At 46.3% G+C, this 17,146-nt stretch carries 3 protein-coding genes and 7 rRNA genes; 1 reads left to right on the forward strand and 9 read right to left on the reverse strand.

Annotated elements, in window-relative coordinates; genetic code table 11:
• Nucleotides 1-31 precede the first annotated feature (31 nt).
• From MKX53_RS15870 to MKX53_RS15880, 3 genes are all read right to left on the reverse strand, one after another.
• A 23S ribosomal RNA gene (locus MKX53_RS15870) occupies nucleotides 32-2,960 on the reverse strand.
• A 195-nt stretch (nucleotides 2,961-3,155) separates the two neighbouring features.
• Nucleotides 3,156-4,710 (reverse strand): 16S ribosomal RNA (locus MKX53_RS15875).
• The 16S and 23S rRNA genes sit together here, the layout of an rRNA operon.
• A gap of 838 nt (nucleotides 4,711-5,548) precedes the next feature.
• On the reverse strand, nucleotides 5,549-6,247 hold the full coding sequence (locus MKX53_RS15880; RefSeq protein WP_340912518.1) for a hypothetical protein: 699 nt from the start codon (nucleotides 6,245-6,247) through the stop codon (nucleotides 5,549-5,551).
• A gap of 180 nt (nucleotides 6,248-6,427) precedes the next feature.
• On the opposite strand from MKX53_RS15880, the gene MKX53_RS15885 reads away from it, so the two are divergent.
• Nucleotides 6,428-6,847: a hypothetical protein gene (locus MKX53_RS15885; RefSeq protein ID WP_340912521.1), complete on the forward strand. Its 420-nt coding sequence runs from the start codon at nucleotides 6,428-6,430 to the stop codon at nucleotides 6,845-6,847.
• A gap of 132 nt (nucleotides 6,848-6,979) precedes the next feature.
• On the opposite strand, the gene MKX53_RS15890 is transcribed toward MKX53_RS15885, so the two are convergent.
• The 6 genes from MKX53_RS15890 to MKX53_RS15915 all read right to left on the reverse strand — a co-directional run bounded on the left by MKX53_RS15890 (nucleotide 6,980) and on the right by MKX53_RS15915 (nucleotide 16,986).
• Entirely contained in the window at nucleotides 6,980-7,522 is a 543-nt protein-coding gene (locus MKX53_RS15890) for a hypothetical protein (RefSeq protein WP_340912523.1), read from the reverse strand.
• Between the two features lie 351 nt (nucleotides 7,523-7,873).
• Nucleotides 7,874-7,989 (reverse strand): 5S ribosomal RNA (gene rrf / locus MKX53_RS15895).
• Between the two features lie 189 nt (nucleotides 7,990-8,178).
• Nucleotides 8,179-11,107, reverse strand: a 23S ribosomal RNA gene (locus MKX53_RS15900).
• 195 nt (nucleotides 11,108-11,302) lie between these two features.
• A 16S ribosomal RNA gene (locus tag MKX53_RS15905) occupies nucleotides 11,303-12,856 on the reverse strand.
• A 976-nt stretch (nucleotides 12,857-13,832) separates the two neighbouring features.
• Nucleotides 13,833-13,948: ribosomal RNA gene (gene rrf / locus MKX53_RS15910) — 5S ribosomal RNA — on the reverse strand.
• 109 nt (nucleotides 13,949-14,057) lie between these two features.
• A 23S ribosomal RNA gene (locus MKX53_RS15915) occupies nucleotides 14,058-16,986 on the reverse strand.
• Between the last annotated feature and the right edge of the window lie 160 nt (nucleotides 16,987-17,146).

Here is a 17,146-nt window from a genome sequence, read left to right on the forward strand (position 1 = left end):
TGGATAAACGACATTGTTACGTTAAACAAATTTGGTTAAGTCCTCGATCGATTAGTATTCGTCAGCTGCACGTGTCGCCACGCTTCCACCCCGAACCTATCTACCTCATCGTCTTTGAGGGATCTTACTTACTTGCGTAATGGGAAATCTCATCTTGAGGGGGGCTTCGTGCTTAGATGCTTTCAGCACTTATCCCGTCCACACATAGCTACCCAGCGATGCTCTTGGCAGAACAACTGGTACACCAGCGGTGTGTCCATCCCGGTCCTCTCGTACTAAGGACAGCTCCTCTCAAATTTCCTACGCCCACGACGGATAGGGACCGAACTGTCTCACGACGTTCTGAACCCAGCTCGCGTACCGCTTTAATGGGCGAACAGCCCAACCCTTGGGACCGACTACAGCCCCAGGATGCGATGAGCCGACATCGAGGTGCCAAACCTCCCCGTCGATGTGGACTCTTGGGGGAGATAAGCCTGTTATCCCCGGGGTAGCTTTTATCCGTTGAGCGATGGCCCTTCCATGCGGAACCACCGGATCACTAAGCCCGTCTTTCGACCCTGCTCGACTTGTAGGTCTCGCAGTCAAGCTCCCTTCTGCCTTTACACTCTTCGAATGATTTCCAACCATTCTGAGGGAACCTTTGGGCGCCTCCGTTACACTTTAGGAGGCGACCGCCCCAGTCAAACTACCCGCCTGACACTGTCTCCTACCCGGGTTACGGGTATGGGTTAGAATTTCAATACAACCAGGGCAGTATCCCACCGACGCCTCCTCCGAAGCTGGCGCTCCGGGCTCTAAGGCTCCTGCCTATCCTGTACAAGTTGCACCAAAATTCAATATCAAGCTATAGTAAAGCTCCACGGGGTCTTTCCGTCCTGTCGCGGGTAACCTGCATCTTCACAGGTACTATAATTTCACCGAGTCTCTCGTTGAGACAGTGCCCAGATCGTTACGCCTTTCGTGCGGGTCGGAACTTACCCGACAAGGAATTTCGCTACCTTAGGACCGTTATAGTTACGGCCGCCGTTTACTGGGGCTTCAATTCGCACCTTCGCTTGCGCTAAGCACTCCTCTTAACCTTCCAGCACCGGGCAGGCGTCAGCCCATATACTTCACCTTACGGTTTTGCATAGACCTGTGTTTTTGCTAAACAGTCGCCTGGGCCTATTCACTGCGGCTCTTCTAGGCTATGAACCCAAAAGAGCACCCCTTCTCCCGAAGTTACGGGGTCATTTTGCCGAGTTCCTTAACGAGAGTTCTCTCGCTCACCTTAGGATTCTCTCCTCGACTACCTGTGTCGGTTTGCGGTACGGGCACCTTTCACCTCGCTAGAGGCTTTTCTTGGCAGTGTGAAATCAGGAACTCTAGACATACGTCCTCGCCATCACAGCTCAATGTTAAAGAATGCGGATTTGCCTACATTCACACCTTACTGCTTGGACATGCATAACCAACAGCATGCTTACCCTATCCTTCTGCGTCCCCCCATTACTCAAACGGTGGTTTGGTGGTACAGGAATATCAACCTGTTATCCATCGCCTACGCCTATCGGCCTCGGCTTAGGTCCCGACTAACCCTGAGCGGACGAGCCTTCCTCAGGAAACCTTAGTCATACGGTGGACGGGATTCTCACCCGTCTTTCGCTACTCATACCGGCATTCTCACTTCTAAGCGCTCCACCAGTCCTTCCGGTCTGACTTCAACGCCCTTAGAACGCTCTCCTACCACTGATACCAAAGGTATCAATCCACAGCTTCGGTGATTTGTTTAGCCCCGATACATTTTCGGCGCAGCGTCACTCGACCAGTGAGCTATTACGCACTCTTTAAATGATGGCTGCTTCTAAGCCAACATCCTGGTTGTCTAAGCAACGCCACATCCTTTTCCACTTAACAAATACTTTGGGACCTTAGCTGGTGGTCTGGGCTGTTTCCCTCTTGACTACGGATCTTATCACTCGCAGTCTGACTCCCAAACATAAATCATTGGCATTCGGAGTTTGTCTGAATTCGGTAACCCGGGATGGGCCCCTAGTCCAAACAGTGCTCTACCTCCAAGATTCTAACGTTTGAGGCTAGCCCTAAAGCTATTTCGGAGAGAACCAGCTATCTCCAGGTTCGATTGGAATTTCTCCGCTACCCACACCTCATCCCCGCACTTTTCAACGTGCGTGGGTTCGGACCTCCAGTAAGTGTTACCTTACCTTCATCCTGGACATGGGTAGATCACCTGGTTTCGGGTCTACGACCACATACTCATTCGCCCTATTCAGACTCGCTTTCGCTGCGGCTCCGTCTTCTCGACTTAACCTTGCATGGGATCGTAACTCGCCGGTTCATTCTACAAAAGGCACGCTATCACCCATTAACGGGCTCTAACTACTTGTAGGCACACGGTTTCAGGATCTATTTCACTCCCCTTCCGGGGTGCTTTTCACCTTTCCCTCACGGTACTGGTTCACTATCGGTCACTAGGTAGTATTTAGCCTTGGGAGATGGTCCTCCCAGATTCCGACGGAATTTCACGTGTTCCGCCGTACTCAGGATACACTCAAGAGAGAATGAATTTTAGACTACGGGGCTTTTACCCTATCCTGCGGACCTTTCCAGATCGCTTCGTCTAACTCATTCCTTTGTAACTCTATGTAGAGTGTCCTACAACCCCAAAAGGCAAGCCTTTTGGTTTGGGCTATTCCCGTTTCGCTCGCCGCTACTCAGGGAATCGAATTTTCTTTCTCTTCCTCCAGGTACTTAGATGTTTCAGTTCCCTGGGTGTGTCTCAGATGCGCTATGTATTCACGCAAATGTACTGCTCCATTACGAACAGTGGGTTTCCCCATTCGGAAATCTCCGGATCAAAGCTCACTTACAGCTCCCCGAAGCATATCGGTGTTAGTGCCGTCCTTCGTCGACTCCTAGTGCCAAGGCATTCACCGTGCGCCCTTATTAACTTAACCTAAAAGTTAAAAAGTCTTACACGTCATGATTACGTAAATAATCACAACAGAATTTCTTGTTGTTTATTGTTTCAATGTCGTTTTATCCAGTTTTCAAAGAACAAGCGTTGAATCTTCATATAAAATGAACATTCAAAACTGAACTGCAAAACGTTAAGATACGAATAAATATTCGTATTCCGATATTATCCTTAGAAAGGAGGTGATCCAGCCGCACCTTCCGATACGGCTACCTTGTTACGACTTCACCCCAATCATCTGTCCCACCTTCGGCGGCTGGCTCCCGTAAGGGTTACCCCACCGACTTCGGGTGTTACAAACTCTCGTGGTGTGACGGGCGGTGTGTACAAGGCCCGGGAACGTATTCACCGTGGCATGCTGATCCACGATTACTAGCGATTCCGGCTTCATGTAGGCGAGTTGCAGCCTACAATCCGAACTGAGAACGGTTTTATGGGATTTGCTCACCCTCGCGGGGTTGCGACCCTCTGTACCGTCCATTGTAGCACGTGTGTAGCCCAGGTCATAAGGGGCATGATGATTTGACGTCATCCCCACCTTCCTCCGGTTTATCACCGGCAGTCACCTTAGAGTGCCCAACTAAATGCTGGCAACTAAGATCAAGGGTTGCGCTCGTTGCGGGACTTAACCCAACATCTCACGACACGAGCTGACGACAACCATGCACCACCTGTCACCGCTGTCCCCGAAGGGAAAAGCCTATCTCTAGGCCGGTCAGCGGGATGTCAAGACCTGGTAAGGTTCTTCGCGTTGCTTCGAATTAAACCACATGCTCCACCGCTTGTGCGGGCCCCCGTCAATTCCTTTGAGTTTCAGTCTTGCGACCGTACTCCCCAGGCGGAGTGCTTAATGCGTTAGCTGCAGCACTAAGGGGCGGAAACCCCCTAACACTTAGCACTCATCGTTTACGGCGTGGACTACCAGGGTATCTAATCCTGTTTGCTCCCCACGCTTTCGCGCCTCAGCGTCAGTTACAGACCAGAAAGCCGCCTTCGCCACTGGTGTTCCTCCAAATCTCTACGCATTTCACCGCTACACTTGGAATTCCGCTTTCCTCTTCTGTACTCAAGTCCCCCAGTTTCCAATGACCTTCCACGGTTGAGCCGTGGGATTTCACATCAGACTTAAAGGACCGCCTGCGCGCGCTTTACGCCCAATAATTCCGGACAACGCTTGCCACCTACGTATTACCGCGGCTGCTGGCACGTAGTTAGCCGTGGCTTTCTAATGAGGTACCGTCAAGGTACGAGCAGTTACTCTCATACTTGTTCTTCCCTCACAACAGAGTTTTACGATCCGAAAACCTTCTTCACTCACGCGGCATTGCTCCATCAGACTTTCGTCCATTGTGGAAGATTCCCTACTGCTGCCTCCCGTAGGAGTCTGGGCCGTGTCTCAGTCCCAGTGTGGCCGATCACCCTCTCAGGTCGGCTACGCATCGTCGCCTTGGTGAGCCGTTACCTCACCAACTAGCTAATGCGCCGCGGGCCCATCCTGTAGTGACAGCGAGATGCCGTCTTTTAACATCTCCCCATGAGAGGAAATGGATTATTCGGTATTAGCCCCGGTTTCCCGGAGTTATCCCAATCTACAGGGCAGGTTGCCCACGTGTTACTCACCCGTCCGCCGCTAAATCAGAAGAAGCAAGCTTCTTCGTCATTCGCTCGACTTGCATGTATTAGGCATGCCGCCAGCGTTCGTCCTGAGCCAGGATCAAACTCTCCATAATAGTTCACTTCCAGTATGCAGAGCACATTGAAAGCGAACAAATTAGAACTAGTTTAAAAGCTCATTTTGTTTTGCTGGCATCATCATTAAATGATGTCCAAAATTGTTTTGCTATCATCCTAACAAGTTAGTTGAAAGCTATGTTTCTTAACGTTTTGCATGTTCAGTTTTCAATGTTCATGTTGTTGTAATGTCGTTTTGACAACTTATATATCATATCAATTCCTGATGTGATTGTCAACAACTTTTTTTAAAGTGTTTTTTTGTTTAACGTCACTTGTTAAAGTGACAACTTGATAACTATACCACTTATAATGGTCATTGGCAAGGTCTTTTCCAATTTTCTTTTAGAATTCTATATTTAATGTAAGAACAGCTACTTTCCCTCCTGTTCCTACTATATAAAAGGAATAAATGGATTTTATATAAGGAAAGACTATGTTAAAAGTAAAGGTTGATGGTTGATATAAAATACAAAGGCATATCTACGTTCATTTTCCTTTGGAGTCCGTTTTTACTAAAGTACTCGTTAGTTGTATTAGTACATTATCTTTTATTAAACATTATTGTCATACTGGAACATTATTCTGTCAGTTCTACTAACTTATCAACTACCTTCCATACAGGACTTTCAAATGCTTTACGCCTATACTCATAATCTTCCTTCAATTCCTCTAATGATTCAGCAGGCATTATTTCACCCCATATATGAGAAAATACTTTTCGTTATAATGAACCTCGCATATCTTAAAATAAGGGTTTACCACTTTTAAGATATTTATCCTCCAAAACTCTATAATCCAGCACATAAATTCCATTCTCTTTCACCCGAATATGGCCTAATGTTTAACTAGACCATAAAATGGGTTTTTATTAATATCCGTTATAAATTTAATTTCTTTTGCTTGATACATTTTATCACTGTATTCATAAGTAATGATAATATCTCCAACAAACATCGCTGGTGTTATTTGACTACTTACTCTGACCATAAGATTTTTGTTAATTACTTCATAATCAATAACGCTGCCAAAACTTATATCCTCAAATAAATGCGTTGATTCTATTGACTTAGTATCGACAATGAATACTTTGTCACCCAAGGTGATTTTGGCTTTTTCAGGAGTTAATTTTGTTTTTACGTTTTTATTGATAATTGCTAAAGGATTATCGACAATGACATCAATCAATCCATTTGTATAACTATAAGCATAAACTTCTTCATCTCGCACACCAGAACCGTAACCTTTTGTTAAAGTTATGATTAATTCCTTTTTTCTATCTTCGTTTATGTCTTGGTAGAATATTTTAGGGGCATAGGTTGGGTTTGTAACATTTATCCCAAAAGGTATAAAGTAAGTCTCTCCTTTGAAATCTAGTTTAAAGTCCCGATATAAATCTTCATTCGTTTTCTTAGCGTATAATACTATATCTTTGGATAACTTCGTAACCACTTCATATACTTCTTTTGTTGCACTTAGAGTTTTGGGAACAACAAAGAAAATAAACACTAACACTAAAATAATGTATTTTTTCATAAAAAACACCTCATTTTAGTGTTCCTAGAGATCTTTCTTATACCACTAGATTGCGGCGTTAGTTGAACAAAAAAAGAGCTGTACTATCCAACTCTATATTTCACTAAGGCACCCGTTGGTTAAATAAGCATAAGGTATAACAAAATTATCTTTGGTAAGAATAATTTTGAGGTGATAAATGTGATTCGCAAAATTTTATTTTCGTCAATTCCTATACTTTTCCTTTTTAATCTACTCACAGTAAGTGCTCAAGGCATTACGGAAATTGAACTACTTGATATTGAAAAAAACAAGATAATAACAATGCCAACAAATCCTAAAATACAACTCGAGACTAAAAGAATTATTAAAGAAATTGATAATATTGTTAAAAAATTCAATCCTATTCCAGACAAAGGTTATATAGTAAAAATCCCCTTAACGCCATCTCTTCGATTAGAAAATAAATGGGTGAATACTTTGATTGATGAAGTTATCATTATTATTCCCGAAAATGAAAAGCCTTATTTACTCATATTTGATGATGAAAAAAGGCCTCATTTTTTTACCTTTAAAACAGAAATTGATACGTTACTAAAAACTTTTGATTCTCCCCTTTAAAAAAGACCACTTATTGGTCTTTTTATATGTACTTCTTCAACTAACCTGCGGCTTTCATTCAAAAAGAAAAAAGAGTTGCCAAAGCAACCTATTATCTTTTGCTAAAGGATGCGTTAGCTGAATAAGGATTATTTAGAAATCAATAGAATTTGCTATCTGAACGAGTATTTCGGGTGTTACTTTATCAGATACGTCTGCATCAATACTAAACATATACTGCCAATTATCACTTTCGAAGACTAACAAATTAAATCCAAATTTTAGGTCGTTAATATATGTTGCATTGGTTCCATTTTTTAACTTAAAGACTTTTAATTTATATTTTTCAAATGTGATTTTATGCTGAATAGGTCGAATATCTATTTTGAAATGATTATCAGGTAATTGGTCACTTATAAATTTAACTTCCAAAGTATCGTTTATCTCGCCATCTAGATTACTAAACCTACCAAAGTAGTGAGTAAAGCTAATTGGTGGTACTCTTGTCGGTAACTCAAGTTCTTGGTTAAAATGATGTTCAAAATCGTCTAATGCATCAGCTACCGATTTGTACCCTACTCCAGCAAGTGTTTCCTCAAAAGAAGGTGGAGTATCGTTCAGTTTTGCATTTACTGTCCCATAATACAACCCACAAATTAGTATACTAATTAAAACCAACAGAGGACTTTTATCCAATATTTCATCACCCTTAATTATATTTAGGGTTAGTTTATCCTGCTCAGTTACAATCATTCCTTGTTCAACTCACCTGCGGTGTTAGTTGAACGTGAACACTTCACAAACTACGAATCAACCTGCATCTTTAATTAACATAGCTTAAGGAAACTACATTCTCCGTTTTAATTCATTAATACTCCAGAGCACGAAAGTAAATAGCCGACAGATTTTTTCGACAGCCGCACTCGAACTCATCGTCTCTCAACTTGCTCGTACACTTTCTTATATAGTAACTGCCTTCGGCTTATTTTTTCAAAAACAAAAAAAGAAGTCGTTACCGATATAACTCGGTAACGACTTCTTTTTGGTGCCCAGCGACGTCCTACTCTCACAGGGGGAAACCCCCAACTACCATCGGCGCTGAAGAGCTTAACTTCCGTGTTCGGTATGGGAACGGGTGTGACCTCTTCGCCATCATCACTAGACTTATTCGGCTTCCAATATACGGCGCATTGCGTTGTCAACTTCATTCGATCTGTCAGTCACGTACGTTAGTACGTTCCTTCCTTCTCTCACTCGTTTCCTAGCACTGCTTGTATCTTGAAACCCTAATGTAAACTAGAGTGCTTGTTCACTCAAAACTGGATAAACGACATTGTTACGTTAAACAAAATTTGGTTAAGTCCTCGATCGATTAGTATTCGTCAGCTGCACGTGTCGCCACGCTTCCACCCCGAACCTATCTACCTCATCGTCTTTGAGGGATCTTACTTACTTGCGTAATGGGAAATCTCATCTTGAGGGGGGCTTCGTGCTTAGATGCTTTCAGCACTTATCCCGTCCACACATAGCTACCCAGCGATGCTCTTGGCAGAACAACTGGTACACCAGCGGTGTGTCCATCCCGGTCCTCTCGTACTAAGGACAGCTCCTCTCAAATTTCCTACGCCCACGACGGATAGGGACCGAACTGTCTCACGACGTTCTGAACCCAGCTCGCGTACCGCTTTAATGGGCGAACAGCCCAACCCTTGGGACCGACTACAGCCCCAGGATGCGATGAGCCGACATCGAGGTGCCAAACCTCCCCGTCGATGTGGACTCTTGGGGGAGATAAGCCTGTTATCCCCGGGGTAGCTTTTATCCGTTGAGCGATGGCCCTTCCATGCGGAACCACCGGATCACTAAGCCCGTCTTTCGACCCTGCTCGACTTGTAGGTCTCGCAGTCAAGCTCCCTTCTGCCTTTACACTCTTCGAATGATTTCCAACCATTCTGAGGGAACCTTTGGGCGCCTCCGTTACACTTTAGGAGGCGACCGCCCCAGTCAAACTACCCGCCTGACACTGTCTCCTACCCGGGTTACGGGTATGGGTTAGAATTTCAATACAACCAGGGCAGTATCCCACCGACGCCTCCTCCGAAGCTGGCGCTCCGGGCTCTAAGGCTCCTGCCTATCCTGTACAAGTTGCACCAAAATTCAATATCAAGCTATAGTAAAGCTCCACGGGGTCTTTCCGTCCTGTCGCGGGTAACCTGCATCTTCACAGGTACTATAATTTCACCGAGTCTCTCGTTGAGACAGTGCCCAGATCGTTACGCCTTTCGTGCGGGTCGGAACTTACCCGACAAGGAATTTCGCTACCTTAGGACCGTTATAGTTACGGCCGCCGTTTACTGGGGCTTCAATTCGCACCTTCGCTTGCGCTAAGCACTCCTCTTAACCTTCCAGCACCGGGCAGGCGTCAGCCCATATACTTCACCTTACGGTTTTGCATAGACCTGTGTTTTTGCTAAACAGTCGCCTGGGCCTATTCACTGCGGCTCTTCTAGGCTATGAACCCAAAAGAGCACCCCTTCTCCCGAAGTTACGGGGTCATTTTGCCGAGTTCCTTAACGAGAGTTCTCTCGCTCACCTTAGGATTCTCTCCTCGACTACCTGTGTCGGTTTGCGGTACGGGCACCTTTCACCTCGCTAGAGGCTTTTCTTGGCAGTGTGAAATCAGGAACTCTAGACATACGTCCTCGCCATCACAGCTCAATGTTAAAGAATGCGGATTTGCCTACATTCACACCTTACTGCTTGGACATGCATAACCAACAGCATGCTTACCCTATCCTTCTGCGTCCCCCCATTACTCAAACGGTGGTTTGGTGGTACAGGAATATCAACCTGTTATCCATCGCCTACGCCTATCGGCCTCGGCTTAGGTCCCGACTAACCCTGAGCGGACGAGCCTTCCTCAGGAAACCTTAGTCATACGGTGGACGGGATTCTCACCCGTCTTTCGCTACTCATACCGGCATTCTCACTTCTAAGCGCTCCACCAGTCCTTCCGGTCTGACTTCAACGCCCTTAGAACGCTCTCCTACCACTGATACCAAAGGTATCAATCCACAGCTTCGGTGATTTGTTTAGCCCCGATACATTTTCGGCGCAGCGTCACTCGACCAGTGAGCTATTACGCACTCTTTAAATGATGGCTGCTTCTAAGCCAACATCCTGGTTGTCTAAGCAACGCCACATCCTTTTCCACTTAACAAATACTTTGGGACCTTAGCTGGTGGTCTGGGCTGTTTCCCTCTTGACTACGGATCTTATCACTCGCAGTCTGACTCCCAAACATAAATCATTGGCATTCGGAGTTTGTCTGAATTCGGTAACCCGGGATGGGCCCCTAGTCCAAACAGTGCTCTACCTCCAAGATTCTAACGTTTGAGGCTAGCCCTAAAGCTATTTCGGAGAGAACCAGCTATCTCCAGGTTCGATTGGAATTTCTCCGCTACCCACACCTCATCCCCGCACTTTTCAACGTGCGTGGGTTCGGACCTCCAGTAAGTGTTACCTTACCTTCATCCTGGACATGGGTAGATCACCTGGTTTCGGGTCTACGACCACATACTCATTCGCCCTATTCAGACTCGCTTTCGCTGCGGCTCCGTCTTCTCGACTTAACCTTGCATGGGATCGTAACTCGCCGGTTCATTCTACAAAAGGCACGCTATCACCCATTAACGGGCTCTAACTACTTGTAGGCACACGGTTTCAGGATCTATTTCACTCCCCTTCCGGGGTGCTTTTCACCTTTCCCTCACGGTACTGGTTCACTATCGGTCACTAGGTAGTATTTAGCCTTGGGAGATGGTCCTCCCAGATTCCGACGGAATTTCACGTGTTCCGCCGTACTCAGGATACACTCAAGAGAGAATGAATTTTAGACTACGGGGCTTTTACCCTATCCTGCGGACCTTTCCAGATCGCTTCGTCTAACTCATTCCTTTGTAACTCTATGTAGAGTGTCCTACAACCCCAAAAGGCAAGCCTTTTGGTTTGGGCTATTCCCGTTTCGCTCGCCGCTACTCAGGGAATCGAATTTTCTTTCTCTTCCTCCAGGTACTTAGATGTTTCAGTTCCCTGGGTGTGTCTCAGATGCGCTATGTATTCACGCAAATGTACTGCTCCATTACGAACAGTGGGTTTCCCCATTCGGAAATCTCCGGATCAAAGCTCACTTACAGCTCCCCGAAGCATATCGGTGTTAGTGCCGTCCTTCGTCGACTCCTAGTGCCAAGGCATTCACCGTGCGCCCTTATTAACTTAACCTAAAAGTTAAAAAGTCTTACACGTCATGATTACGTAAATAATCACAACAGAATTTCTTGTTGTTTATTGTTTCAATGTCGTTTTATCCAGTTTTCAAAGAACAAGCGTTGAATCTTCATATAAAATGAACATTCAAAACTGAACTGCAAAACGTTAAGATACGAATAAATATTCGTATTCCGATATTATCCTTAGAAAGGAGGTGATCCAGCCGCACCTTCCGATACGGCTACCTTGTTACGACTTCACCCCAATCATCTGTCCCACCTTCGGCGGCTGGCTCCCGTAAGGGTTACCCCACCGACTTCGGGTGTTACAAACTCTCGTGGTGTGACGGGCGGTGTGTACAAGGCCCGGGAACGTATTCACCGTGGCATGCTGATCCACGATTACTAGCGATTCCGGCTTCATGTAGGCGAGTTGCAGCCTACAATCCGAACTGAGAACGGTTTTATGGGATTTGCTCACCCTCGCGGGGTTGCGACCCTCTGTACCGTCCATTGTAGCACGTGTGTAGCCCAGGTCATAAGGGGCATGATGATTTGACGTCATCCCCACCTTCCTCCGGTTTATCACCGGCAGTCACCTTAGAGTGCCCAACTAAATGCTGGCAACTAAGATCAAGGGTTGCGCTCGTTGCGGGACTTAACCCAACATCTCACGACACGAGCTGACGACAACCATGCACCACCTGTCACCGCTGTCCCCGAAGGGAAAAGCCTATCTCTAGGCCGGTCAGCGGGATGTCAAGACCTGGTAAGGTTCTTCGCGTTGCTTCGAATTAAACCACATGCTCCACCGCTTGTGCGGGCCCCCGTCAATTCCTTTGAGTTTCAGTCTTGCGACCGTACTCCCCAGGCGGAGTGCTTAATGCGTTAGCTGCAGCACTAAGGGGCGGAAACCCCCTAACACTTAGCACTCATCGTTTACGGCGTGGACTACCAGGGTATCTAATCCTGTTTGCTCCCCACGCTTTCGCGCCTCAGCGTCAGTTACAGACCAGAAAGCCGCCTTCGCCACTGGTGTTCCTCCAAATCTCTACGCATTTCACCGCTACACTTGGAATTCCGCTTTCCTCTTCTGTACTCAAGTCCCCCAGTTTCCAATGACCTTCCACGGTTGAGCCGTGGGATTTCACATCAGACTTAAAGGACCGCCTGCGCGCGCTTTACGCCCAATAATTCCGGACAACGCTTGCCACCTACGTATTACCGCGGCTGCTGGCACGTAGTTAGCCGTGGCTTTCTAATGAGGTACCGTCAAGGTACGAGCAGTTACTCTCATACTTGTTCTTCCCTCACAACAGAGTTTTACGATCCGAAAACCTTCTTCACTCACGCGGCATTGCTCCATCAGACTTTCGTCCATTGTGGAAGATTCCCTACTGCTGCCTCCCGTAGGAGTCTGGGCCGTGTCTCAGTCCCAGTGTGGCCGATCACCCTCTCAGGTCGGCTACGCATCGTCGCCTTGGTGAGCCGTTACCTCACCAACTAGCTAATGCGCCGCGGGCCCATCCTGTAGTGACAGCCGAAACCGTCTTTTAACATCTCCCCATGTGAGGAAATGGATTATTCGGTATTAGCCCCGGTTTCCCGGAGTTATCCCAATCTACAGGGCAGGTTGCCCACGTGTTACTCACCCGTCCGCCGCTAAATCAGAAGAAGCAAGCTTCTTCGTCATTCGCTCGACTTGCATGTATTAGGCATGCCGCCAGCGTTCGTCCTGAGCCAGGATCAAACTCTCCATAATAGTTCACTTCCAGTATACAGAGCACATTGAAAGCGAACAAATTAGAACTAGTTTAAAAGCTCATTTTGTTTTGCTGGCATCACCATTAAATGATGTCCATAATTGTTTTACTATCATACTAACTAAGTTAGTTGAAAGCTATGTTTCTTAACGTTTTGCATGTTCAGTTTTCAATGTTCATGTTGTTGTGATGTCTTTTTGACAACTTATATATCATATCAAATCCCGATGTGATTGTCAACAACTTTTTTAAATTATTTTTGTTTGTTTAACGTCACTGGTTAAAGTGACAACTTGATAAGTATACCACTTATAATGGTAGTTGGCAAGGTCTTTTCGTATTTTCTTTTAGAATTCTATATTTTATACAAGAACAGCTATGTTTCACTCCTGTTCCTACTATATAAAAGGGGTTTATTTAAGGGAACTACCCTCCTTTTCATTTCCAACTGTTATATCATCTCCAGTTAACGAAAGGTATACTCTCCGTCCGTAGCTTTTTCTATTTCCTTTTTGCAGATCATCTTACATACCTTCTTATAGAGTTAAACAGTCTTCTACTTTCGTATATTGAATAAAATTAATCCCCAATAGTTAAATACCAATAGATCCTTTAAGGTTTAAATTAGGTTTATTTAATCCCTTACTTTTTCATTTAATTAACACTAGAGTCTTAACCCAAATTAATCATATTTATTCCAAATTCTTATACAAAAAAATTCCTTAATGTCTGACTCTGCAACAAATCTTTTAGAACCCCGTGACGCCCTATTCTCACTGGTAGAAACCTCCAACTACCATTGGCGCTAGATCTTAACTTCTGTTCCTGACAGATTTCTCCGGCAGCTGCACTCGAACTCTTCGTCTCTCAACTTGCTCGTACACTTTCTTATATAGTAACTGCCTTCGGCTTATTTTTTCAAAAACAAAAAAAGAAGTCGTCACCGATATAACTCGGTAACGACTTCTTTTTGGTGCCCAGCGACGTCCTACTCTCACAGGGGGAAACCCCCAACTACCATCGGCGCTGAAGAGCTTAACTTCCGTGTTCGGTATGGGAACGGGTGTGACCTCTTCGCCATCATCACTAGACTCTTCGGCTTCCAATTTACAGCGCATTGCGTTGTATCTTGAAATCCTTATAAAATAGAGTGCTTGTTCACTCAAAACTGGATAAACGACATTGTTACGTTAAACAAATTTGGTTAAGTCCTCGATCGATTAGTATTCGTCAGCTGCACGTGTCGCCACGCTTCCACCCCGAACCTATCTACCTCATCGTCTTTGAGGGATCTTACTTACTTGCGTAATGGGAAATCTCATCTTGAGGGGGGCTTCGTGCTTAGATGCTTTCAGCACTTATCCCGTCCACACATAGCTACCCAGCGATGCTCTTGGCAGAACAACTGGTACACCAGCGGTGTGTCCATCCCGGTCCTCTCGTACTAAGGACAGCTCCTCTCAAATTTCCTACGCCCACGACGGATAGGGACCGAACTGTCTCACGACGTTCTGAACCCAGCTCGCGTACCGCTTTAATGGGCGAACAGCCCAACCCTTGGGACCGACTACAGCCCCAGGATGCGATGAGCCGACATCGAGGTGCCAAACCTCCCCGTCGATGTGGACTCTTGGGGGAGATAAGCCTGTTATCCCCGGGGTAGCTTTTATCCGTTGAGCGATGGCCCTTCCATGCGGAACCACCGGATCACTAAGCCCGTCTTTCGACCCTGCTCGACTTGTAGGTCTCGCAGTCAAGCTCCCTTCTGCCTTTACACTCTTCGAATGATTTCCAACCATTCTGAGGGAACCTTTGGGCGCCTCCGTTACACTTTAGGAGGCGACCGCCCCAGTCAAACTACCCGCCTGACACTGTCTCCTACCCGGGTTACGGGTATGGGTTAGAATTTCAATACAACCAGGGCAGTATCCCACCGACGCCTCCTCCGAAGCTGGCGCTCCGGGCTCTAAGGCTCCTGCCTATCCTGTACAAGTTGCACCAAAATTCAATATCAAGCTATAGTAAAGCTCCACGGGGTCTTTCCGTCCTGTCGCGGGTAACCTGCATCTTCACAGGTACTATAATTTCACCGAGTCTCTCGTTGAGACAGTGCCCAGATCGTTACGCCTTTCGTGCGGGTCGGAACTTACCCGACAAGGAATTTCGCTACCTTAGGACCGTTATAGTTACGGCCGCCGTTTACTGGGGCTTCAATTCGCACCTTCGCTTGCGCTAAGCACTCCTCTTAACCTTCCAGCACCGGGCAGGCGTCAGCCCATATACTTCACCTTACGGTTTTGCATAGACCTGTGTTTTTGCTAAACAGTCGCCTGGGCCTATTCACTGCGGCTCTTCTAGGCTATGAACCCAAAAGAGCACCCCTTCTCCCGAAGTTACGGGGTCATTTTGCCGAGTTCCTTAACGAGAGTTCTCTCGCTCACCTTAGGATTCTCTCCTCGACTACCTGTGTCGGTTTGCGGTACGGGCACCTTTCACCTCGCTAGAGGCTTTTCTTGGCAGTGTGAAATCAGGAACTCTAGACATACGTCCTCGCCATCACAGCTCAATGTTAAAGAATGCGGATTTGCCTACATTCACACCTTACTGCTTGGACATGCATAACCAACAGCATGCTTACCCTATCCTTCTGCGTCCCCCCATTACTCAAACGGTGGTTTGGTGGTACAGGAATATCAACCTGTTATCCATCGCCTACGCCTATCGGCCTCGGCTTAGGTCCCGACTAACCCTGAGCGGACGAGCCTTCCTCAGGAAACCTTAGTCATACGGTGGACGGGATTCTCACCCGTCTTTCGCTACTCATACCGGCATTCTCACTTCTAAGCGCTCCACCAGTCCTTCCGGTCTGACTTCAACGCCCTTAGAACGCTCTCCTACCACTGATACCAAAGGTATCAATCCACAGCTTCGGTGATTTGTTTAGCCCCGATACATTTTCGGCGCAGCGTCACTCGACCAGTGAGCTATTACGCACTCTTTAAATGATGGCTGCTTCTAAGCCAACATCCTGGTTGTCTAAGCAACGCCACATCCTTTTCCACTTAACAAATACTTTGGGACCTTAGCTGGTGGTCTGGGCTGTTTCCCTCTTGACTACGGATCTTATCACTCGCAGTCTGACTCCCAAACATAAATCATTGGCATTCGGAGTTTGTCTGAATTCGGTAACCCGGGATGGGCCCCTAGTCCAAACAGTGCTCTACCTCCAAGATTCTAACGTTTGAGGCTAGCCCTAAAGCTATTTCGGAGAGAACCAGCTATCTCCAGGTTCGATTGGAATTTCTCCGCTACCCACACCTCATCCCCGCACTTTTCAACGTGCGTGGGTTCGGACCTCCAGTAAGTGTTACCTTACCTTCATCCTGGACATGGGTAGATCACCTGGTTTCGGGTCTACGACCACATACTCATTCGCCCTATTCAGACTCGCTTTCGCTGCGGCTCCGTCTTCTCGACTTAACCTTGCATGGGATCGTAACTCGCCGGTTCATTCTACAAAAGGCACGCTATCACCCATTAACGGGCTCTAACTACTTGTAGGCACACGGTTTCAGGATCTATTTCACTCCCCTTCCGGGGTGCTTTTCACCTTTCCCTCACGGTACTGGTTCACTATCGGTCACTAGGTAGTATTTAGCCTTGGGAGATGGTCCTCCCAGATTCCGACGGAATTTCACGTGTTCCGCCGTACTCAGGATACACTCAAGAGAGAATGAATTTTAGACTACGGGGCTTTTACCCTATCCTGCGGACCTTTCCAGATCGCTTCGTCTAACTCATTCCTTTGTAACTCTATGTAGAGTGTCCTACAACCCCAAAAGGCAAGCCTTTTGGTTTGGGCTATTCCCGTTTCGCTCGCCGCTACTCAGGGAATCGAATTTTCTTTCTCTTCCTCCAGGTACTTAGATGTTTCAGTTCCCTGGGTGTGTCTCAGATGCGCTATGTATTCACGCAAATGTACTGCTCCATTACGAACAGTGGGTTTCCCCATTCGGAAATCTCCGGATCAAAGCTCACTTACAGCTCCCCGAAGCATATCGGTGTTAGTGCCGTCCTTCGTCGACTCCTAGTGCCAAGGCATTCACCGTGCGCCCTTATTAACTTAACCTAAAAGTTAAAAAGTCTTACACGTCGTGATTACGTAAATAATCACAACAGAATTTCTTGTTGTTTATTGTTTCAATGTCGTTTTATCCAGTTTTCAAAGAACAAGAGTTGAATCTTCATATAAAATGAACATTCAAAACTGAACTGCAAAACGTTAAGAT

Origin of the sequence: Psychrobacillus sp. FSL K6-4615, from assembly GCF_038008225.1 — a bacterium.
Lineage (GTDB): Bacteria > Bacillota > Bacilli > Bacillales_A > Planococcaceae > Psychrobacillus > Psychrobacillus psychrotolerans.

Excerpts from the sequence above, each read along its gene's own strand:
- MKX53_RS15880 (WP_340912518.1), bottom strand. The coding sequence starts at position 6,247 with ATGAAAAAATACATTATTTTAGTGTTAGTGTTTATTTTCTTTGTTGTT.